The organism is Mesorhizobium sp. CA8 (assembly GCF_020164955.1).
Classification (GTDB): Bacteria; Pseudomonadota; Alphaproteobacteria; order Rhizobiales; family Rhizobiaceae; genus Mesorhizobium.
This window is the reverse complement of record NZ_JAIUHG010000002.1, coordinates 88,100-108,517: the sequence shown is the minus strand read 5'-3', so window position 1 is coordinate 108,517 and position 20,418 is coordinate 88,100. Positions and strand designations below refer to the sequence as shown.

Genomic DNA, 20,418 nt, shown 5'->3' with positions numbered 1-20,418 from the left:
CCTGTCCTCTCCTGCCAAGGACGTTCGACATGGGCGCGATCCGACATAAAGCCCGTCGCGCTGAAAGGAATTCAGGCGACGCGCTTTATGTTTTCGTTTTTATGCATGTCGTATTCCCAGACCGGCACGCGCTTTTGGGCGACATGCATCGGCCGCCGCCGTTTCGCTGCATCAGGTAGGAATCCTGTCGGCAAAAAACAAAACCCGGGCCGCTGGCCCGGGCTTTGCGTGTGATGCGAAAGGCTGGCGTCAGGCGGCCTTTTCCAGTGCCGGCTGCCATTTCCCGAGCGCCGCCAGATGGTTCATATGGGCGCGGTGGGTGAAGGCGGCCTGGCCGGCGGCGATGTTCGAGGCCTTGCCGCTCCACGCCTTCTGCGGCGCGGCCTGCAGCGCGCGGCCATAGGAGAAGGTGAGCTTCCAAGGGTGCGGTCCGATGGCGTTGATGGCGTTGAGGTTCGCGGTCGCCTCCTCGTCCTCCTGGCCGCCGGAGAGGAACGCAATGCCGGGCACTGCCGCCGGCACCACTTCGCGGAACAGCTTTATCGTCTTTTCGGCGATTTCCTCAGGCGCGTCGGTCTTGCCCGACTTCTTGCCGGAGATGACCATGTTCGGCTTAAGGATCGACCCTTCGAGCACGACACGTGCCGCGTAGAGTTCGTCATAGAGCTTGACGAGCGTCGCCTTGGAGACGTCGTAGCAGGTGTCGATCGAATGCGCCCCGTCCATCAGCACTTCCGGCTCGACGATCGGCACGATGCCGGCTTCCTGGCAGAGCGCGGCATAGCGGGCCAGCGCGTGGGTGTTCGAGGCGATCGAATTGGCCGAGGGCACGCCCTTGCCGGTGTCGATGTCGATCACGGCGCGCCATTTGGCGAAGCGGGCGCCGAGCTTGTAATAGTCGGCGAGCCGCTCGCGCAGCCCGTCCAGACCCTCGGTGATAGTGTCGCCGGGAAAGCCGGCGAGAGGCTTGGCGCCGAGATCGACCTTGATGCCGGGAATGGCGCCGGACGCCTTGATGATGTCGACCAGCGGCGTGCCGTCGGCGGCCTTCTGGCGGATGGTCTCGTCATAGAGGATGACGCCGGAGATGTATTTCGTCATTGCCTCCTTGGTGCGGAACATCATCTCGCGATAGTCGCGCCGGTTATCGGCGGTCGACTCGACGCCGATGACGTCGAAACGCTTCTTGATGGTGCCGGAGCTCTCATCGGCGGCCAAAAGGCCCTTGCCACCGCTCACCATCGCGGCGGCGATATCTTCGAGACGTTCGCTCATGGGTGCTCTCCTACGCTGCGTTTATTCCGCGCTAGGAGAACACTACCGCCAAAGGAATGACGCCGGAAAGCTAGAATCGATTGAAAGCCGCGCGGGCTTTGCCCGGTCTCGGACTGTTTACCGCTTCAGCACCTCGACGCCGGGCAGCGGCTTGCCTTCCATCCATTCGAGGAAGGCGCCGCCGGCGGTCGAGACATAGGTGAAGTCGTCGGCGACGCCGGCGTGGTTGAGCGCGGCCACCGTGTCGCCCCCGCCGGCGACCGAGACAAGCTTGCCTGCCTTGGTGCGCGCCGCCGCATGCTTTGCCGCCGCCACCGTCGCGCGGTCGAAGGGCTCGATCTCGAAGGCGCCGAGCGGACCGTTCCAGACCAGCGTCGCGGCGCGGTCGATCCAGTCGTTGACGCTCTGTACGGTCTTTGCGCCGACGTCGAGGATCATGCCGTCGGCCGGCACGTCCGAGATGGCGACGGTCTCGCTGGGCGCGCCAGTCTTGAATTCCTTGGCGACCACGCCGTCAGTGGGCAGGATGATAGCGCAGCCGGCTTCGGCCGCCTCGATCATGATCTGCTTGGCGGTGCCGGCGAGGTCATGCTCGCACAGCGACTTGCCGACATTGGTGCCGCGCGCGGCCAGGAAGGTGTTGGCCATACCGCCGCCGATCACCAGCGCGTCGACCTTCTTCACGAGATTCATCAAAAGGTCGATCTTGGTCGAGACCTTGGCGCCGCCGACAATGGCCACCACCGGCCGTACCGGATTGCCGAGGCCCTTTTCCAGCGCGTCGAGCTCGGCCTGCATGGTGCGGCCGGCATAGGCCGGCAAGTGGCGCGCCAGGCCTTCGGTCGAAGCATGCGCGCGATGCGCGGCCGAAAAGGCGTCGTTGACATAGATGTCGCCATTGGCGGCGAGCTTTTCGGTGAAGGCCGGTTCGTTCTTTTCCTCGGCTTTGTGGAAGCGGGTGTTCTCGAGCAGCAGCACGTCGCCGTCCTTCATGGCGGCGACGGCCTCGGCAGCCTTGTCGCCGATACAGTCGGCGGCAAAGCCGACAGGGCGGCCAAGCACTTCCGCCGTCGCGCGGGCGATCGGCTCCAGCGAGAACTCGGCCGACGGTCCATCCTTGGGGCGGCCGAAATGCGCCAGCAGGATAACCTTGGCGCCTTTTTTCGAGAGTTCGGCGACGGTCGGCGCGATGCGCTCGATGCGGGTGGCGTCGGTCACCTTGCCGTCAGCGACGGGAACGTTGAGGTCGACGCGCACCAGCACGCGCTTGCCGCCGACGGCGCCGATATCATCGAGTGTCTTGAAGCCGGCCATGGTCGTTCCTTCCTGGTGCCTTGACGCAATTCCGGACGGAAAACCGCCCACACTTTTCCTGGAATTGCTTTAGCGAAAACGCGGCGACCTTACCCGGCACCGGGGACGATGCAAGGGCCGCGTTGCAGCGCGCGCGCAAAAATGATGTCGGCGTGAGACATCAGCTTTCGCCGGTTGCCTTCTGTGCGTCCGGTCCAGGCGCCACGCTGTCGCTCGGCACGTCCTCGGCCGGCTGTTGTTCCGCCGGCTTACGCCAGCCGCGGATCATCGCGGCTATACGATCGGCGATCTCGCCGGCGCTCAGGAAAACCGGCACGCGAGCCACCGGCGCGGTTGGCTCGAAGGACAGGCCAAGCCCGGTGATCCTGCCTTTCTCGTCGACATCGCGCACGATCAGCTCGATCGGCCCGATCATCACGCGGTCGGCATATTCGGCGTGGCCGCCGAGCCGCTCGGTGACGAGCGCGGCGACGGTGAGCTTCTGTTCGGCCTCGGTCAGCCCCGGTGCATACGCGGCTTCCAGCTCCGCCGCCGATCGAGCGGGATCTACGGCAAAGGCGCCGAAGAAGTCAGCATCCTCCGGATCGACCACGGCGCGGCTGGCGAAAAGCTTGTCGAGCAGGCGCGGGTAGCGGTCCGGCACGAAGATGTAGACCTGATCGCCGGCCGCCAACCGGCCCATGTCCTGGAAGCGCATGGAACGGCCGTCGCGCAGCACCAGCGAAGGCCTTGCCCAGCGCGGGATGCGCTCGCCGCGCGCCACCGGGCTGCCGGGGGCGACGCGATAGGCAAGCAGCTCGTGATGCGCCGAGCCCGGCAATTCGAGCTCCACCTTGTCCAGCGGCCCGAGCCGCGCAGGAACGATCAGGCCGAGGCGCCGCGCCAGCGGCCCGACCGTCCAGCCCTGCACCACCAGCGAGACAAGCACGATGATGAAGGCGGCATTGAAGATCAGCCGGCCATGCTCGAGCCCGCCAAGCAACGGCGTGATGGCGAGCAGGATCGAGACCGCGCCGCGCAGGCCGACCCACGAGACGAAGGCGACTTCGGGACGCGGCAGGCGAAACGGGATCAGGCAGAGCCAGACGGCCAAAGGCCGCGCCACGAAGATCAGGAACAGGCCGAGCAGGACCGCCGGCACGAGGATTTCGGGGAATTGCGAGGGCGTGGCGAACAGGCCGAGGATCAGGAACATGATGATCTGCGCCAGCCACGACATGCCGTCTTGGAAGCGCTTCAGGATGGTGACGGCACGGATGTCGGAATTGCCGGCGATCAGCCCGGCAAGATAGACGGCGAGGAAGCCCGAGCCGCCGATGGCGCCGGCCGCCGCGAACACCATCAGCGAGAGCGTCAGCACGAAGATCGGCAACAGGCCGTGGTCGAGATTGAGCCGCTCGACAAGGCGCACGATGCCAAAGCCGCCGAGCACGCCGATAATGGCGCCGAGCCCCATATTGGCGAGGAAACCGAGCAAAAGGTTGGTGGCCAGCACATTGGCTTCCGGGTTGGCATGCGCGGCGATACTCTCGACCAGCGTGATGGTGAGAAAGATGGCGATCGGGTCGTTGGTGCCGGATTCCACTTCGAGGGTCGAGCGCACGCGCTCGCGCAGATGGATTTCGCCGGCGCGCAGCAGGAAGAACACGGCGGCCGCATCGGTGGACGCGACAGCGGCGCCAAGTAGAGAGGATTCCAGCCAGCTGAGGTTGAGGAAATACGAAGCGGCGACGCTGAAGATGCCGGTGGTGAGGATAACGCCGATCGTGGCCAGCGACAGCGCCGGCCCGGCCGCCTGGCGCAGCGCGTTGAGCGGCGTGCCGAAACCGGAATCGAATAGAATGATGGCCAAGGCCAGTGAGCCGGCAAAATAGGCCAGCCGCGCATTGTCGAATTCGATGCCGAGCCCGTCGACGCCGGTGGCAAGGCCGATGCAGAGGAAGAGGAGCAGCAAAGGAGCGCCGAAGCGGAAGGCGATCAGGCTCGAAAACGCGGCGGCGACAATGAGCGCCGTGCCGACCAGCGTCACGAGATATATCGCATGCTCCATCCGCTATTGCCCCTCCAAGTCCCTCTCATTTCTCGATTTACGGGAGAGTGGGGCGAAGACATGACCAGTGCAAGGCAGCAGGATGTTTTTTGGCTCAGCCGGCCAACAAAAAACGCCCGGCCAAGCCGGGCGTTTCAAAACTCCGAATGAACCCTGGATCAGGCGATGGTCTTGCCGAAAGCGACGGCGGTGTCGCCCATGCGGTTCGAGAAGCCCCATTCGTTATCGTACCAGGACAGGACCGAAACGAAGTTGCCGTCCATGACCTTGGTCTGGTCGAGCGCCACGATCGAGGAATGCGGGTCGTGGTTGAAGTCGATCGACACGTTCGGGTGATGGGTGACCGACAAAACACCCTTCAGCTTGCCATTGGATGCGGCGATGACCGCTTCGTTGATCTCCTGCGCGGTGGTCGAGCGCTTGGCGATAAACTTGAAGTCGACGACCGAGACGTTCGGGGTCGGCACGCGGATCGAAATGCCGTCGAGCTTGCCCTTGAGCTCGGGCAGGACAAGGCCGATCGCCTTGGCGGCACCCGTCGAGGTCGGGATCTGCGACAGCGCCGCGGCGCGGGCGCGGTAGAGGTCCTTGTGCATGGTGTCCAGCGTCGGCTGGTCGCCGGTGTAGGAGTGGATCGTCGTCATCATGCCTTTCTCGATGCCAACGGTCTCGTGCAGCACGGCCGCCAGCGGCGCCAGGCAGTTGGTGGTGCAGGACGCGTTCGAGATGACGATGTGGTCCTTGGTCAGCTTGTCGTGGTTGATGCCGTAGACGACGGTGAGGTCGGCGCCTTCGGCCGGGGCCGAGACGAGCACACGCTTTGCGCCGGCGGTCAAATGCGCGGCGGCCTTGTCGCGGGCGGTGAAGATACCGGTGCATTCGAGCGCGATGTCGACACCGAGCTCCTTCCAGGGCAGTTGGGTCGGATCCTTGATCGCGGTGACCTTGAACTTCTCCTTGCCGACTGAGATCTGGTCGCCGTCGACGGTCACCTCATGCGGGAAGCGGCCATGCACGCTGTCGTAGCGCAAGAGGTGCGCATTGGTCTCGACCGGGCCGAGGTCGTTGACGGCGACCACGTCGATGTCCTTGCGGCCGGATTCATGGATGGCGCGCAGGATGTTGCGGCCGATGCGGCCAAATCCGTTGATGGCAACTCTGACGGTCATTGTTCTCTCCCTTGGGGCGGATGGGTCCGCAGTTTCATAACGGCGGAAGGCGCAAGAATCCAGCCGCAGAAGGTCGCATTTAAATCGATTAGGTTGGTCCAGCCCGGCAAATCGTCAATCGACGATCCGGGCTGAGCCAATTCCTAGTTGCCGTGCAGGCGGGCTTCCACCGCCTTGGCCGCGGCCTCGGCAGTGATACCGAAATGAGGATAGAGCTGCTCGATCGAGCCGGAGGCGCCAAAACCGTGCATGCCGACGAAAATGCCGTCGGTGCCGATCAGGTGATCCCAGCCCTGGCGGATGCCGGCCTCGATCGCGACCTTCACCTTGGCGTTGCCGATGGTCTTCTTGCGGTAATCGTCGCTCTGCCGGTCGAACAGCTCGAAGCAGGGCACCGAGACGACCCGGGTCGGATGGCCGTGCTTTTCGAGCAGGTCGCGCGCGCCAAGCGCGATCTCGACCTCGGAGCCTGTGGCGAAGATCGTCACCACGGCCTCGCCGCTGGCGGCGGCAAGCTCGTATGCGCCCTGGCTGGAGAGGTTCCTTGCCGAATGCTCGGTGCGCACGGTCGGCAGGTTCTGGCGGGTCAGCGCCAGGGTCGAGGGCGTCTTTTCGGATTCGAGCGCGATCTGCCAGCACTCGGCGGTTTCGACCGCGTCGGCCGGACGGAAGACATTGTGGTTCGGGATGGCGCGCAGTGCGGCCAGATGCTCGACCGGCTGGTGGGTCGGGCCATCCTCGCCGAGGCCGATCGAATCATGCGTCATGACAAAGATCGAGCGGATGCCCATCAGCGAGGCCAGGCGCATCGACGGGCGGGCATAGTCGGAGAAGCACAGGAAGGTGCCGCCATAGGCGATCAGGCCGCCATGCAGCGTGAGACCATTGATCGCAGCCGCCATGCCGTGCTCGCGGATGCCGTAATGGACATAGCGCTGGCCGTAATCGTCGGGCGTGATATTCTTGGTCTGGCTGGTCTTGGTGTTGTTGGAGCCGGTGAGGTCGGCCGAGCCGCCGATGGTTTCCGGCACCGCGCCGTTGATGACTTCCAGCGCCATTTCCGACGACTTGCGGGTGGCGACCTTCGGCTTGTCGGCCGACAGCTTCTTTTTGTAGTCGCCGATGACGGCGTCGAAGTTGGAGGGCAGCTTGCCGGCAAGACGGCGCTCGAACTCGGCCTTGAGCTTCGGCTCGGCCGTGGCCAGGCGGCCTTCCCAGTCGGCGCGCGCCTTGGCGCCGTTCTTGCCGATGGCGCGCCAGGCCTCGAGGATGTCGGCCGGAAGTTCGAAGGGCGGCGAGTCCCAGTTGAAAAATTTGCGCGCGCCCGCGATTTCCTCGGCGCCCAGCGGCGAGCCATGCGCCTTGTTGGTGCCGGCCTTGGTCGGGGCGCCGAAGCCGATGGTGGTCTTGCAGGCGATCATCGTCGGCTTGTCGGAATGGCGCGCCGCCTCGATAGCATAGGCGATCGCTTCCGGATCGGTGCCGTCGATGTGGCTGGCGTTCCAGCCCGAGGCCTGGAAGCGGGCGACCTGGTCGGTGTTGTCCGCCAGCGAGACCGGGCCGTCGATCGAGATGTTGTTGTTGTCCCAGAAGACGATCAGCTTGTTGAGCTTCAAATGCCCGGCCAGCGCGATGGCTTCCTGGGAGACGCCTTCCATCAGGCAGCCGTCCCCGGCCAGCACATAGGTATAATGGTTGACGAGTTCGTTGCCGAAGGCGGCGTTCATGATGCGCTCGCCGAGCGCGAAGCCGACCGAGTTGGCAAGGCCCTGGCCGAGCGGGCCGGTGGTGGTCTCGATGCCGGCGGCATGGCCGTATTCGGGATGGCCGGCGGTCTTGGAGCCGAGCTGGCGGAAACTCTTGATCTGGTCGATCGTCATGTCCTCATAGCCGGTGAGGTAGAGGAGCGAATAGAGCAGCATCGAGCCGTGGCCTGCCGACAGGATGAAGCGGTCGCGGTCGGCCCAATGCGGCGCCTTGGCGTCGAATTTCAGGAATCGGCTGAACAGCACCGTGGCGATGTCGGCGCAGCCCATCGGCAGGCCAGGGTGACCGGAATTCGCCTTCTCGACGGCGTCCATGGAAAGGAAACGGATCGCGTTGGCCATCCGATCATGTTGTTCACGCGAGGTCATGCTTCCTCCGGAAGTGAGTTGGAGCCTGGGGAGAACCCTTGGAAAAGGATGCCGCGACACATAGCAGGCGCGGCCTTTTAGTCAACAAATCGGGACGGATTTTGCCGGGCTTGTGATGGCATCGAGCGTCTACATTAGCGATAGCGGGGGACAGTCGCGAGAGCTTTGTTGACGCGCCCTTCACCCGGCGCCTAATCTTTCCGAGGTAACGCGTTCTGAACGCGTGCGATTCGGTGATGGGCAGGGCATAGGACGAAGGCCATGACCGGGGAAACGACCCTGAAGGAAGTCATCGCCAGGCTGGGCAAGGCCATGGAAGGGCTGGAAAACGCCGTTGCGGCGAAGCTCGAGCATGAGCGTGATTATTCGGAAGCCGAGGCCGAGGTGCAGCGCATGAACGCCGACCGTTCGCGCCTGGCGCAGGAGCTCGACAATTCCGAAGCGCGCGCCGAGCGGCTGGAAGATGCCAACAAGGAAGTGTCGCGGCGGCTGGTGACCGCCATGGAAACCATCCGCGCGGTTCTGGACAGGTAAGGCAATGGCACAGGTCACCGTTTCCATCGACGGCAAACAGTACCGGATGGCCTGCGACGAGGGCCAGGAAGAGCATCTGATCGACCTTGCCGAGCGCTTCGACCGCTATGTCTCGCACCTGAAGGATTCCTTCGGCGAGATCGGCGACCAGAGGCTTACCGTCATGGCAGGTATCATGGTTATGGACGAGCTCTCTGAGCTCACCAAGCGCGTCAAGGGCATGGAGAGCGAGGTGCTCACCTTGCGCAAGACGCGCGACGAGGCGCTGACTAAGGCCGACAAGAGCGACAGCGTGCTCACCACCGCGCTCGCGGCGCTTGCGCAGCGTATGGAAGACCTCACGGCAACGCTGGCGATAAAGAAGGCTTAAGCCGCTTCATCCAGCCTCCCAGCATAGTCGCGGAAATTCCGCGTGTCATTTCCAGGAAAAGACGAAATTTTTCCGCTCCCTCGATCACGCTGACAGACACAAGTCTTTTGAACTGGACCGTGCGGCGGTATAGAAGGCTAAGCCGCCGATGGGGTTGGCCCATGCCGGTGGCATGTCACAAGGGTAGGGAACACGTCATGAGCCTTCGTATCAACGATATTGCGCCGGACTTCACGGCCGAGACCACGCAAGGGACGATCAATTTCCATGAATGGATCGGCGACGGCTGGGCGGTGCTGTTCAGCCACCCGAAGAACTTCACGCCGGTCTGCACGACCGAGCTCGGCACGATGGCAGGGCTGGAAGGCGAGTTCAAAAAGCGCAACGTCAAGATCATCGGCATTTCCGTCGATCCGGTGTCGAGCCACGAGAAGTGGCAGGCCGACATCAAGACCGCTACCGGCCAGACGGTGAACTATCCTTTGATCGGCGATAAAGACCTCAAGGTCGCCAAGCTTTACGAGATGCTGCCGGCGGGCGCCGGCGACAGCTCGGAGGGCCGCACGCCGGCCGACAACGCCACCGTGCGCTCGGTCTATGTCATCGGCCCGGACAAGAAGATCAAGCTGGCGCTGACCTATCCGATGACCACGGGCCGCAACTTCGACGAGATCCTGCGCGTCATCGATTCCATCCAGCTGACTGCCAAGCACCAGGTGGCGACGCCGGCCAACTGGAAGCAGGGCGACGACGTCATCATCACCGCCGCCGTCTCCAATGAGGATGCGATCAAGCGTTTCGGGGCGTATGAGACGGTTCTTCCTTACCTCAGGAAGACCAAGCAGCCGACGGCCTGAGCCTTTCCTTCTCCCCGTTCCACGGGGAGAAGGTGCCGAAGGGCGGACGAGGGGCGGCGCGGCGGTCGAGGATCAGCGCGCCGGCCCTTTGAAGCGATTGTTGCCTGAACCACAACCTTGCAGCGTCGGCGCTGCCCCTCATTGTCCTGCCGGACATTTCTCCCCGCGGAGAAAGGGCTGGTTCGCCGCTTTCGCCAAATAAAAAAGGCGACGCCAATGCGCCGCCTTTTTCTTTCGATTTTGAGCTTGTTACGCCGCCGGCTGCGCCTCGATGGTGCGCAGCGCCTGGGTCTGGCGCTTGGCGGCGGCCTTGACCGCGTCCTGCACCTTCTCGAAGGCGCGCACCTCAATCTGGCGCACGCGCTCGCGGCTGATGTCGAACTCGGCCGACAGCTCTTCCAAGGTCAACGGCTCTTCGGCCAGGCGACGCGCCTCGAAGATGCGCCGCTCGCGATCGTTGAGCACTGACAGAGCGCCCGACAGCATGGAGCGCCGGTTTTCCAGCTCGTCCTGCTCGATCAGCATCTCTTCCTGGCTTTCATGGTCGTCGACCAGCCAGTCCTGCCATTCGCCGGACTCGCCTTCGCTCGCCCGGATTGGGGCATTGAGCGAAGCGTCGCCCGACAGGCGGCGGTTCATGGAGACCACCTCGGCCTCGGAAACATTGAGGCGCGTGGCGATCTCGCTGATCTGCTCGGGCTTCAGATCGCCTTCGTCGAGCGCCTGGATCTTGCCCTTCACCTTGCGCAGGTTGAAGAACAGACGCTTCTGGTTGGCGGTGGTGCCCATCTTGACCAGGCTCCAGGAGCGCAGGATGTATTCCTGGATCGAGGCCTTGATCCACCACATGGCATAGGTGGCGAGCCGGAAGCCACGCTCCGGTTCGAATTTCTTCACGGCCTGCATGAGGCCGACATTGCCTTCCGAGATCACCTCGCCGATCGGCAGGCCGTAGCCGCGATAGCCCATGGCGATCTTGGCGACGAGCCGCAAATGGCTGGTGACGAGCTTGTGGGCAGCCGACGTGTCCTGATGCTCGGCATAACGCTTGGCGAGCATGTACTCTTCCTGCGGCTGAAGCATCGGAAAGCGGCGGATTTCTTCCAGGTAACGGGCGAGACCGCCTTCACCGGAAACGATACTGGGTAATGATTGGGCCATGATAGCGCCCCTCTCTCTTTGGAGTGAATGCCCCCTAAACGCGGCGGGCACGCGTCACGGATGCCAAAGGCTCATCCGCGACAACCTGTATATATAGGAACAAAACCAGAAAAGACAGGCATTTGTTCAACGCTAAACAGTCTGTCACGCTGAAGTGAACAACGCCGGTCAGGTTTTTTGATGGCTGGTTTGCAGCTTGTTCGTGGCGGGCCGGTTCAAAGTTTTCGGAAGTCGCCGACGAGTTCCTCCATATCTCCCGGTATCGGCGCTTCGAACCTCATCGTCAGATGGGTGGTCGGGTGCCGGAATTCAAGGAGCCAGGCGTGCAGGGCCTGCCGGGGAAAGGCTTTGACCTTGGTTTTCAAGGGTTCCGGCAGCCGGTTGGCCTTGGTGCGGAAGGCCTGCCCGTAATCCGGGTCACCGACCACCGGGTGGCCGATATGGGCCATGTGGACGCGGATCTGGTGGGTGCGCCCGGTCTCCAGCCGGCATTCGACGAGGCTTGCGGCGGCAAAAGCCTGCTGTGCTTCGCCGAAGCGCTCGACGACGCTGAAATGGGTGACGGCATGGCGGGCGTCGTCGCGGCCTTCCGGCACCACCGCGCGGCGCACCCGGTCGGCGGCGCGACCCAGGGTGGCGTCGATGGTGCCGGTCGGTCGTTGCGGGATGCCCCAGACCAGCGCCAGATAGGCGCGTTCGAGATCGCCGGTGCGGCCGTGGTCGGCAAAGGCCTCCGACAGGGCTTTGTGCGCCCGGTCGGTCTTGGCCACGACCATGACGCCGCTGGTTTCCTTGTCCAGCCGGTGGACGATGCCCGGCCGCCTGACGCCGCCTATGCCGGACAGGCTGTCGCCGCAATGATGGATCAGCGCGTTGACCAGCGTGCCGGTCCAGTTGCCGGCGCCGGGATGGACGACCAGTCCCGCCGGCTTGTTGATGACGATCAGTTCGTCGTCCTCGTAGAGGATGTCGAGGGGAATGTCCTCGCCCTGCGGCTCGGCTGGTTCGGGCGCGGGTACCAGAATTTCGATCTGCTCGCCGGCCGTCAGCTTGCGCTTGGCTTCCAGCACCGCCTTACCGGCAATGGAGACCGCGCCTTGCTTGATCAGAGCCTGCACGCGGCTGCGCGAGAGCTCCGGACCGAGCTTGGCGGCAAGCCATTGGTCGAGACGCTGGCCGGCGGCATCGGCGCCGGCTTCCAGCGCGACAGCGTCGCCGGCAGCCGATTCCTCGTCCGCCAATTCGTCCTCTATCAATATCGGGGTCTCTTCGTTATGAGCGCTCATCGAAACCCGTTGCGGATTGTTTAGCCATGGCCCGGCCGATCGCCGAAGAAGATGAGGAAAAGCCGCTCGATCCCGCGGCCGAGAATGTGCGCCGCAAGCTCGTCCGTTTCATGATCGTCAATCTCGGCCTTCTGTTCCTCGCCCTTATGGTGGTGATCGGGGCGCTTGTCTACAAAGCCCGCAATGCGCCGGTGGCGGCGCCCGCCAGCGATGTCCAGGCTCCGGCCGGTGCGCCGCTCTCCGGCGACATCGTGCTGCCGGTCGGCGCCAAGGTGATCAGCCAGTCGCTCTCCGGCAACCGCCTGTCGATCGATGCCGAGCTTACCGATGGCAGCCATTCGATCTTCGTCTACGAGATCGCCGAGCGCCGCATGATCGGCCAATTCGCGATCCGCAACAAATGAGCGGTTTTGCCGACGGCCGCAGCGTCGCGACCGTCGCGCTCGCCGTGGCCAATTACGACGAGGCGATCGCTTGGTATGTCGAACGGCTCGGCTTCGTGCTGAGCGAGGATGTCGATCTCGGCGGCGGCAAGCGCTGGGTCACGGTCGCACCGGCCAAGGGCCAAGGAGCGCGGCTGCTCCTGGCGGAAGCATCCGGCGAAGAGCAGGCAAGCCGCATCGGCAACCAGACCGGCGGCCGGGTCTTCCTGTTCCTCGAGACCGACAATTTTTCCCGCGACCATCAGGCGATGCTCGCCCAGGGCGTCGAATTCCGCGAGGCGCCGCGCTATGAGGCCTACGGCACGGTGGCTGTCTTTGCCGATCTCTACGGCAATCTTTGGGACCTGATCGAGCCGAAACAAAAGGGCTGACCGCACCCGCTTAGGCCTTTTTGTTTTGTCGCAGATTCTTGTCGGAAAACCGTACGACACTTTTCCGGAATCTGCTTGGTTGCTTTTTCGCGGCCGCCAGCCTATGTAGCCGGTTCTTGAGCGCGCCCATCGTCTAGCGGTCAGGACACCGCCCTCTCACGGCGGGAACAGGGGTTCGATTCCCCTTGGGCGTACCAAGCTTCCTAATACGTCGCCATGTCACACGAACGCCAAGCGTCATGCGGCGTGCGTATGTTCGCGAGCGTCAGTCCTGAGCGGTCGCCGGACGGCTCGCCATCATGGCTCGCATTATCGCCGAAGACGGCGATGCTCGGAAGTGCAGTGAAGGTCCGTGCTTCTGGCGCAGCGCCTCGGATTGAATTAGCATCCACTCATCGGCGCTCCGACCTCGATCCGAGAACCGGGCGGCGGTCGCGTGCCAAGCGCTGATTCAGGGCGGCTGGGCATTTAATTCGTCAGCCGGCAAGCGAGCGCAGGCGGGGAGGAAGCAATGCGGAAGCTGCAGTCGCAAGGCGTTCATCACATGACGCTGGTCGGCGCCGGGCGCCAGACCTCGATCGACTTCTGGGAGGGCGTGCTCGGCATGCCTTTCATCTTCGAGCAGCCTAATCTCGACAAGGCGAGCGAAAGCCATCTCTACTTCGATCCCGGCGACGGGCGGCTGATCACCGTCTTCACCGACGAGAGCCGCACCCCGGTCAAGCGGCGGACACCGACCGATATCGGCTGCGTCCACCACATCGCGTTTTCGGTGTCGCGGGTCACCTTCCTGCAGGCGGTCGCGCGGCTCGACGAGCGCGGCATCAAGCACAGCGGCGTCAAGGACCGCGGCTTCATGGACTCGATCTATTTCGAGGATCCGCTGGGACTTTTGATCGAGCTTGCTTCCTACCGCTTCGAGCCGCCGGCCGGCTTCACCCATGCCGACGTGCTGATGGAAGCGCACAGGATCCGTGTGGCGCGCGGCGACTACAACATCGCCGAACTGCATCTGGCCGATGCCATCCAGGCGCTGGTCGAGCGGTCACGCGAAACATTGTCCGAAAGCAGGACGCCGAAAAATCCTTATTAACCGGGTCAAAGGGAGGGACCAATATGGCAAAGGCTGCAACGAGGAGCGCGAAGAAACCCGCGGCTAAGGCCGCGGCAAAAACGGCCGCGAAGGTGAATACGAAAGCCGCGCCGAAGGCGACAGCAAAAGCTGCGCCTAAAGCGACAGCAAACGCCGCGACGGCAAAGGCCGCGACCAAAGCGACGGCAAAGGCCGCGCCCAAAGCGACGGCGAAGCCCGCGCCCAAGGCCAAAGCGAAGCCGGCCAGGATGCCCGGCGTGAAGCTCAGCATGCTGCGGCCGAGCGTCAACAACATGGCGGTGCGGGTGTTCGCGCGCGCGGCCGGACTCGATCCGGCAGAGACCGATGCCTGGGGCCTTACCCGTTCGCCCGAATTCCTGGCGCGCAATCCGGCGCATCTGACGCCGATGATCGAGGACAAGGGCCTGCCGCGCGGCGTGCTGTGGGAAAGCTGCGCCATCATGCAGTATCTCGCCAACAAGCACGGGCTGGATAAGTTCTATCCGAAGGCGCCGGCAAAGCGGGCGATGATCGACAGCGCGATGTTCTACCTTGTCGGCACGCTTTATCCCTATGTCGCGCGCGCGACATATCCGGCGCTCGGCTTTCCGCAGTATGCCGGCGAGGTCGGCCACAGCGACGCCCATCCCGACAAGAAATCGGAAGCGCAGAAGGCGGCTATGGCCGCGATCGCCGAGCCGCTCGAGGTGTTTCACTCCTTCTTCCGCAACGGCAAACCGTTCATCGGCGGCAACAACCCGTCGATCGCCGATATAAGGCTGGCGGCAACGCTCGAATTCCTGGCGGTGGTCGACTACGCGCTGCCCAGCTGGGCGAAGGAATACATGGCGGCCATGGAGAAGAAGCTCGGCAAGGCTTATTCGGAGCCGGCCGGCGACGTGCGCGGCTACATCGCGCATGTGAAATCGCAGGCCACAGCGCAGTAAATCCTCGGCGTTAAGGTTTCATTTACCTAAGGCCTGTCTACTGGTTCCAGTCCTCGCCGCGACCACGGATGTACTGGCGCCATGACGAGGCAAGGGAAAGGTCGGCTCGTGCCGGCCTTTTGCTTTTTCGCGGGCCATCGCGCCGCAATCACGACGGTACGCCGATGGGCGGGCCGAAATGCTATTGTCATCTTCGTCCTGGATCGTACGATACCGCCAGGGGGCAGAGCGACGGCGACGAGGACCTGCGATGAACACAGCAAGATTTCTGATGATAGCGGGCGCGCTGTCGGTTGTGCCTTTTCCATCGGCCGCCGCACCGCTCAATGGTATGAACGAGGTCGGCGCCGCCCTGCTCGCCTGCTGGACGCCGCCGGCCAATTCCGACAATTCCTCAGTCACGCTCAGCTTCAGCTTCAAACGCGACGGCACGCTGATCGGGCCGCCGAGAACAACCGCTATCCATGTCAGCGGCGACGACAAGGCGCGTAAGGCGTATGTCGAGGCTGCGACCAAGGCCCTGAACGATTGTCTGCCGCTCAGCCTTTCGCCCTCGCTGGCGCAAGGCATTGCCGGAAATGTCTTCACGCTGCAGTTCAACTCGCCGAAGAAGTAGGCGGCGGGCCTGACTATCTGTCTTTACGCAATTCCGGGCGAAGCCGCCGAGCTTCACCGCTCACACTTCCTGGAATTACCTTCAGGCTAAACCGCTTGAGCGCCTGACCTGGGCATGCTTTTCCAGTTCCGGCATCTCGAAGACGTAGTCGCTCCAGGCGGACTCCGGGATCTGCCCGGCCAGGTAACAATCCAGCAGAAGGCTTTGTTCAGGGGTAAGGGATCTCAGCGCGTGCTCATGGTCCAGCCCAAGCGAATGGATCAAGTTCCTGGTCAGGCCAGAGACGGTGAAGTGAAAGGACATCTTCGGTCTCCCTCTGCGCTGCGCGGATCGCATCAGAGCCAACAACGTCCGGCGCCGGCCAAGGTTTCATCAGCGATGCGTGATTGCGGCGCGGGTTCGGCCGCCGCCGGCCTGAACCAGTCGGGTTGTCTTTCTCAATCCGGGTAGCGCACCCAGCCGGCATCCGCCGGCGGATTGAGGCGAAGTTACTCGCAGACGACGCGGTAGCGCTTGCCGCTTTCGCCGACATTCCTGCAGGTGAGGGGGGTCTGCTCGTTGGAAGACTGATCAGGCAGATCCTGGTTGTAGGAACGCCTCGCCGGAGCGGACCTGGAATGGCGCCGCACAGCGGGGCTCTGCGGCGGGCTCGGCGGCAAGGGAAACACGTCCGATGCGATCTGCCGCGACGCGGTCGTTCCCGGCGGTGCCTTGTCCCAGACACGCCTGACGTCCATCCGGCTCGGAACGATCACCGTGCCGTCGTCGCTGCGCGCGCAGCCACCCGCCGCAAGCAGCGCCGGGCACAGGACAAAAGCCGCGATTCGACCAAACATTAGCAACACCTCAGGCACCTTATAATGCTTCATTGCCGTGATCGCCAACGGGCGGATTAACGCAGCCGGCGCCAGCGTCGGAATCTGCCTCAACGGCACCGGGCGGCAGGCGTTGCAATCATTATGGTTAGCGGATCGTTAATGCTTGTCAGGCACATTCCGCCGACGAACGAGCACGGTTCGGCCTTGGGGGTAGGAATGGCGGATACGAACGAAACTGTCGAGGCGGACAGCGCGCGGGATTCGAGCAAGGCGGATATTCGCGGCACCGGCGCCTTCCTCGGTGACGATATGGCCGGGACCTCGGAGGCGCTCGCCAATCTGAGCCTGATGGTCGATTCGATGCCGATCGGCGTCATCGTTCTCGATGCCGAATTGCGGGCAGAGGTGGTCAACCGGGCATTCTATGAATTCTGGCAGATAGACCCGCGGTGTGCTCCGGCCGGCAGCCGCTTTCGCGACCTCATGGAAGCCAGCCGTGACGCCGACCCGTTCGGTGGCGAGGAACAGGCATGGCAAAGCCATGTGGCCGACCGCGAAGCCGAAATCCGGGCCGGCGCCGCAGGCCCCAGGCAATTGTCGCGCAAGGACGGCCGCACGCTGATCGCCTCGCTGGCGCTTCTCCCCGGCGGCAAAAAGCTGATCTCCTATGTCGACATCACCGACATGAAACAGCGCGAGACCGAGGCGGAGGACGCGCGCAAGAACCTCGCCACCGTGCTGGAGTCGCTGCCCGCGGGGGTCATCATCTACGATCGGGACAACCGCTTCGTTTTCGCCAACCGCAAGCTGCAAGATACGCTGCCGGCGCTGAAGTCGGTCTGGCAGCCGGGCCGCACATTCCGCGAGGCATTGGCTCTCGGCCATTCGGTCGGCTACTTCCGCTCGAGCGGCGACACCGAAATCGACGGCCTGCATGGCGTCGACACCGAGCGCTGGCTCGACGCAATGCTCGAGCGCTACCGTTTGCCGAGCTCGGCCTACGAACGCCTCAACGCCGACGGGCGCTGGTACCAGGTCTATGACATGCGCACCGACGACGGAACGTTCATCGGCGTGCGTGTCGATATCACCGACATCAAGGCGCGCGAGAAGGCGTTGCGCGACTCCATGCGCCAGATCGACCTCTATCGGCATGTGATGGACGAGCTGCCCGTGGCTGCCTTCATCAAGGCGGACGACCTCAGCATCGAATTCGTCAACAAGGCCTGGTGCGCGCTGACCGGCCTCGCCAAGGACGAGGTCCTCGGCAAGACCGATCGCGAGCTTTTCGCGACGGAAGAGGCGGATGGTTTCAGCAATGACGACGCCGAAGTCGTAGCGACCGGTGTGGGGCGCGAGGTCGAGGAGGCCGTCACCCATCGCGACGGCACGGTGCGGCAGCTGATGACGCGCAAGAGCCGGCTGGTGGCGATCGACGGCTCCGTGCATCTGGTCGGCTCCAGCACCGACATCACCGACGTCAAGGCGCGCGAACAGGCGCTGCGGCAAAGCATGAGCGAGAACGAGGTGTTCCGCAGCCTCATCGACAATGTGCCGGTGTCGATCTACGCCAAGCGTTCGGACCTCAGGCAATTCTACGTCAACAAGGGCTGGTGCGATCTCACCGGCTTCAGCAGGGAAGAAGCGGTCGGCAGGACCGATGTCGAGATCTTCGGCGCTGACGGCGAAGCTTTCGTCGCCGGCGATCTTGCTGTGCTGCGCACCGGCGAAACGCAGGAGATCGAGGAGACGGTGACGATGCCGGACGGCACCGTCAGGCACCAGTTCGCGCGCAAGGGCGCGATGATCGCCTCGGACGGCTCGCTCTACCTCATCGGCTCCACCACCGACATCACCGAGCTCAAGCAGCGCGAGGCCGAGCTGAGCGAAGCACGCCGGCGCGCCGTGCTAGCCGACCGGGCCAAATCGGAATTCCTCGCCAATATGAGCCACGAGATCCGCACGCCGATGAACGGGGTCCTTGGAATGGCGGAACTGCTGGCGAAGTCGGACCTCGATCCGAAGCAGAAGACATTCACCGACATCATCGTCAAATCCGGCAACGCGCTGCTCACCATCATCAACGACATTCTCGACTTCTCCAAGATCGACGCCGGTCAGCTGGTGCTCGATCCGGCGCCCTTCAATCTCGCCGAGGCGATCGAGGATGTGGCGACGCTGGTATCGACGCGCGCCAAGGAGAAGGACCTCGAGCTCATCGTCCGCATCCAGCCGGGGCTCGACGGCCAATTCGTCGGCGATGTCGGCCGCGTCAGGCAGATCGTCACCAACCTGCTCGGCAACGCGGTGAAGTTCACCGACAAGGGCCATGTGCTGGTCGACGTCACGGGCGAGCGGGCTCCGGCGGGAACAAGGCTCACCATCTCGGTCACCGACACCGGCATCGGCATTCCGGAAGAGAAGCTGAAGCTGGTGTTCGAAAAATTCAGCCAGGTCGATACGTCCTCGACCAGGCGGCACGAAGGCACCGGACTTGGCCTTGCCATCACCTCCCGGCTGGTCGAGATGATGGGCGGCGAGATCGGCGTCGACAGCGCCGAGGGCAAGGGCTCGACCTTCTGGTTCACGGTCACGCTGCCCAGGGCCGAGCAGGGCGGACAGCGCATCATGCCGGTCGACGTCACCGGCGCACGCGTGCTCATTGTCGACGACAACGCCGTCAACCGCTCGATCCTGAGCGAGCAGATGGCGTCGTGGACGTTCGATTCCTGCGCGGCCGAAAGCGGCGCCGAGGGGTTGAAGGTGCTGATTGCCGCCGCCGCCTATGGCGTGCCGGTCGACTGCGTGGTGCTTGACTACCAGATGCCCGGCATGAACGGCGCCGAGATGGCGCGTATCATGCGCAGCACGGCGGGCCTGGCGCATACACCCATCATCATGCTGACCTCGGTCGACCAGTCGCTTGCCAACACCACCTATCGCGACCTCGGCATCGATGCGCAGCTTATCAAGCCGGCGCGCTCCTCCATTCTCCTGGAAACGCTGGTTGCGACCATCCAGCGCCATCGCCACAGCAGCGCCGCGGCGCAACCCGCCGCAGGCAGCAGCCCCCCGCAAGCCGCGCCGGCGCAGGCGGCGGCATCGGACAGCCGCCGCCGGTGCGGGCGCGTCCACGCCCAGCCGAGGCGGAGCGCGGGCTCGACATCCTAGTCGCGGAGGACAATGAGGTGAACCAGATGGTGTTCACGCAGATCCTAGGCGAGACCGGTTACCGCTTCGAGATCGTCGGCAACGGCCGCAAGGCGCTCGACGCCTTCGGCAGGCTCAATCCGCGCATGATCCTGATGGATGTATCGATGCCGGAAATGAACGGGCTGGAGGCGACGGGCGCCATCCGCCGGCTCGAGGAGGACATGGGCACGCATGTGCCGATCGTCGGCGTCACGGCGCATGCGCTGAAGGGCGACCGCGAACGCTGCCTGGAAGCCGGGATGAACGATTACCTGCCGAAGCCGATCAGCCCGCGGGCGCTGCTCGAAAAGCTCGAGCGCTGGCTGGGACCGGACGTCGAGACCCGGCGCAACGCCGGTTAGAACGAATTTGGCGGCAGGACGGCGGCAAGGGGCTGACGCACGCGTATGGCGCGATCGCACCATACCAAAGCAAACGCCAAGCTCGGACAATGTTGGCATTGATTCCGCTCTTCGGTTACGGGCGGGAGCAGCGACCGCCAACAAGAAACAGCGTCGACTCTACCCCAACGGACCCTGTTTTCGGCGATGGCCACGCCATGATCCGCTCTGGTGCTCAGGCAACGCGCTCTCGTCCGGATTTTATTTCCCGGCGGCCGCGATCCGGCCGCCGGGATAAATTTTGCTTCAAAAGCCAGACAAGTTGCTGATTTCCACGGCAAACTCCGGCCGGTCCTTCGGGGGCCGCCGCCGACATCCCCTTTCAGACGTTACGGGGCTGACACGAAACTGTCATGCGACTGTAATAATCGAGGGCTATTGCGCTC

Annotated in this window: 17 protein-coding genes, 1 tRNA gene and 1 pseudogene; 10 read left to right on the top strand and 9 right to left on the bottom strand. The window is 63.8% G+C overall.

The genetic code is table 11. From position 1 onward, the window contains the following. Window positions 1–249: 249 nt before the first annotated feature. The 5 genes from LB553_RS03430 to tkt all read right to left on the bottom strand — a co-directional run bounded on the left by LB553_RS03430 (window position 250) and on the right by tkt (window position 7,943). Complete coding sequence (locus LB553_RS03430) at window positions 250–1,275, bottom strand: class I fructose-bisphosphate aldolase (protein WP_224510676.1); 1,026 nt, start codon at window positions 1,273–1,275, stop codon at window positions 250–252. 117 nt (window positions 1,276–1,392) lie between these two features. Continuing rightward, a complete protein-coding gene (locus LB553_RS03425; protein WP_224510673.1) occupies window positions 1,393–2,589 on the bottom strand; it encodes a phosphoglycerate kinase in 1,197 nt (398 codons plus the stop codon). A gap of 160 nt (window positions 2,590–2,749) precedes the next feature. Beyond that, window positions 2,750–4,639, bottom strand: coding sequence for a potassium/proton antiporter (locus LB553_RS03420; RefSeq protein WP_224510670.1), 1,890 nt, complete (start codon window positions 4,637–4,639; stop codon window positions 2,750–2,752). A gap of 158 nt (window positions 4,640–4,797) precedes the next feature. Continuing rightward, window positions 4,798–5,808: a type I glyceraldehyde-3-phosphate dehydrogenase gene (gene gap, locus LB553_RS03415; protein WP_224510669.1), complete on the bottom strand. Its 1,011-nt coding sequence runs from the start codon at window positions 5,806–5,808 to the stop codon at window positions 4,798–4,800. 143 nt (window positions 5,809–5,951) lie between these two features. Further along, window positions 5,952–7,943: a transketolase gene (tkt, locus tag LB553_RS03410; RefSeq protein WP_224510666.1), complete on the bottom strand. Its 1,992-nt coding sequence runs from the start codon at window positions 7,941–7,943 to the stop codon at window positions 5,952–5,954. Between the two features lie 261 nt (window positions 7,944–8,204). On the opposite strand from tkt, the gene LB553_RS03405 reads away from it, so the two are divergent. The 3 genes from LB553_RS03405 to LB553_RS03395 all read left to right on the top strand — a co-directional run bounded on the left by LB553_RS03405 (window position 8,205) and on the right by LB553_RS03395 (window position 9,704). Then, entirely contained in the window at window positions 8,205–8,477 is a 273-nt protein-coding gene (locus LB553_RS03405) for a DUF4164 domain-containing protein (protein ID WP_023763725.1), read from the top strand. Between the two features lie 4 nt (window positions 8,478–8,481). Further along, the gene (locus tag LB553_RS03400; protein ID WP_140755654.1) at window positions 8,482–8,847 is read left to right on the top strand and encodes a cell division protein ZapA; all 366 of its coding nucleotides are present in this window, start codon (window positions 8,482–8,484) and stop codon (window positions 8,845–8,847) included. A gap of 197 nt (window positions 8,848–9,044) precedes the next feature. Continuing rightward, window positions 9,045–9,704: a peroxiredoxin gene (locus tag LB553_RS03395; RefSeq protein WP_224510665.1), complete on the top strand. Its 660-nt coding sequence runs from the start codon at window positions 9,045–9,047 to the stop codon at window positions 9,702–9,704. A 249-nt stretch (window positions 9,705–9,953) separates the two neighbouring features. Here LB553_RS03395 and rpoH read toward each other — a convergent pair whose 3' ends face one another. After that, window positions 9,954–10,865 carry an RNA polymerase sigma factor RpoH gene (rpoH, locus tag LB553_RS03390; protein ID WP_224510662.1) on the bottom strand — a complete coding sequence of 304 codons (912 nt, stop codon included), beginning with the start codon at window positions 10,863–10,865 and terminating at the stop codon, window positions 9,954–9,956. A gap of 215 nt (window positions 10,866–11,080) precedes the next feature. Next, window positions 11,081–12,151 carry an RluA family pseudouridine synthase gene (locus LB553_RS03385; RefSeq protein ID WP_224510659.1) on the bottom strand — a complete coding sequence of 357 codons (1,071 nt, stop codon included), beginning with the start codon at window positions 12,149–12,151 and terminating at the stop codon, window positions 11,081–11,083. 26 nt (window positions 12,152–12,177) lie between these two features. Between LB553_RS03385 and LB553_RS03380 the strand changes: the two genes are divergently transcribed. From LB553_RS03380 to LB553_RS03355, 6 genes are all read left to right on the top strand, one after another. Then, window positions 12,178–12,555: a fimbrial protein gene (locus LB553_RS03380; RefSeq protein WP_224510657.1), complete on the top strand. Its 378-nt coding sequence runs from the start codon at window positions 12,178–12,180 to the stop codon at window positions 12,553–12,555. After that, complete coding sequence (locus LB553_RS03375; RefSeq protein ID WP_224510655.1) at window positions 12,552–12,965, top strand: VOC family protein; 414 nt, start codon at window positions 12,552–12,554, stop codon at window positions 12,963–12,965. The genes LB553_RS03380 and LB553_RS03375 overlap by 4 nt, the downstream gene beginning before the upstream one ends. 122 nt (window positions 12,966–13,087) lie before the next feature. After that, a tRNA-Glu gene (locus LB553_RS03370) sits at window positions 13,088–13,162 on the top strand. 314 nt (window positions 13,163–13,476) lie between these two features. Beyond that, window positions 13,477–14,058 carry a VOC family protein gene (locus LB553_RS03365; protein WP_224510653.1) on the top strand — a complete coding sequence of 194 codons (582 nt, stop codon included), beginning with the start codon at window positions 13,477–13,479 and terminating at the stop codon, window positions 14,056–14,058. A 23-nt stretch (window positions 14,059–14,081) separates the two neighbouring features. Continuing rightward, entirely contained in the window at window positions 14,082–15,005 is a 924-nt protein-coding gene (locus LB553_RS03360; RefSeq protein ID WP_224510651.1) for a glutathione S-transferase family protein, read from the top strand. A 250-nt stretch (window positions 15,006–15,255) separates the two neighbouring features. Then, complete coding sequence (locus tag LB553_RS03355; RefSeq protein WP_224510649.1) at window positions 15,256–15,621, top strand: hypothetical protein; 366 nt, start codon at window positions 15,256–15,258, stop codon at window positions 15,619–15,621. A gap of 81 nt (window positions 15,622–15,702) precedes the next feature. Here LB553_RS03355 and LB553_RS03350 read toward each other — a convergent pair whose 3' ends face one another. Both LB553_RS03350 and LB553_RS03345 read right to left on the bottom strand, forming a co-directional pair. Beyond that, window positions 15,703–15,924, bottom strand: coding sequence for a hypothetical protein (locus LB553_RS03350; RefSeq protein WP_224510647.1), 222 nt, complete (start codon window positions 15,922–15,924; stop codon window positions 15,703–15,705). Window positions 15,925–16,109: 185 nt separating this feature from the next. Then, the gene (locus LB553_RS03345; protein ID WP_224510645.1) at window positions 16,110–16,457 is read right to left on the bottom strand and encodes a hypothetical protein; all 348 of its coding nucleotides are present in this window, start codon (window positions 16,455–16,457) and stop codon (window positions 16,110–16,112) included. 294 nt (window positions 16,458–16,751) lie between these two features. Here LB553_RS03345 and LB553_RS03340 point away from each other — a divergent pair. After that, window positions 16,752–19,993 (top strand): annotated as a pseudogene (locus LB553_RS03340) (response regulator); the annotation flags it as partial. Window positions 19,994–20,418: the final 425 nt, after the last annotated feature.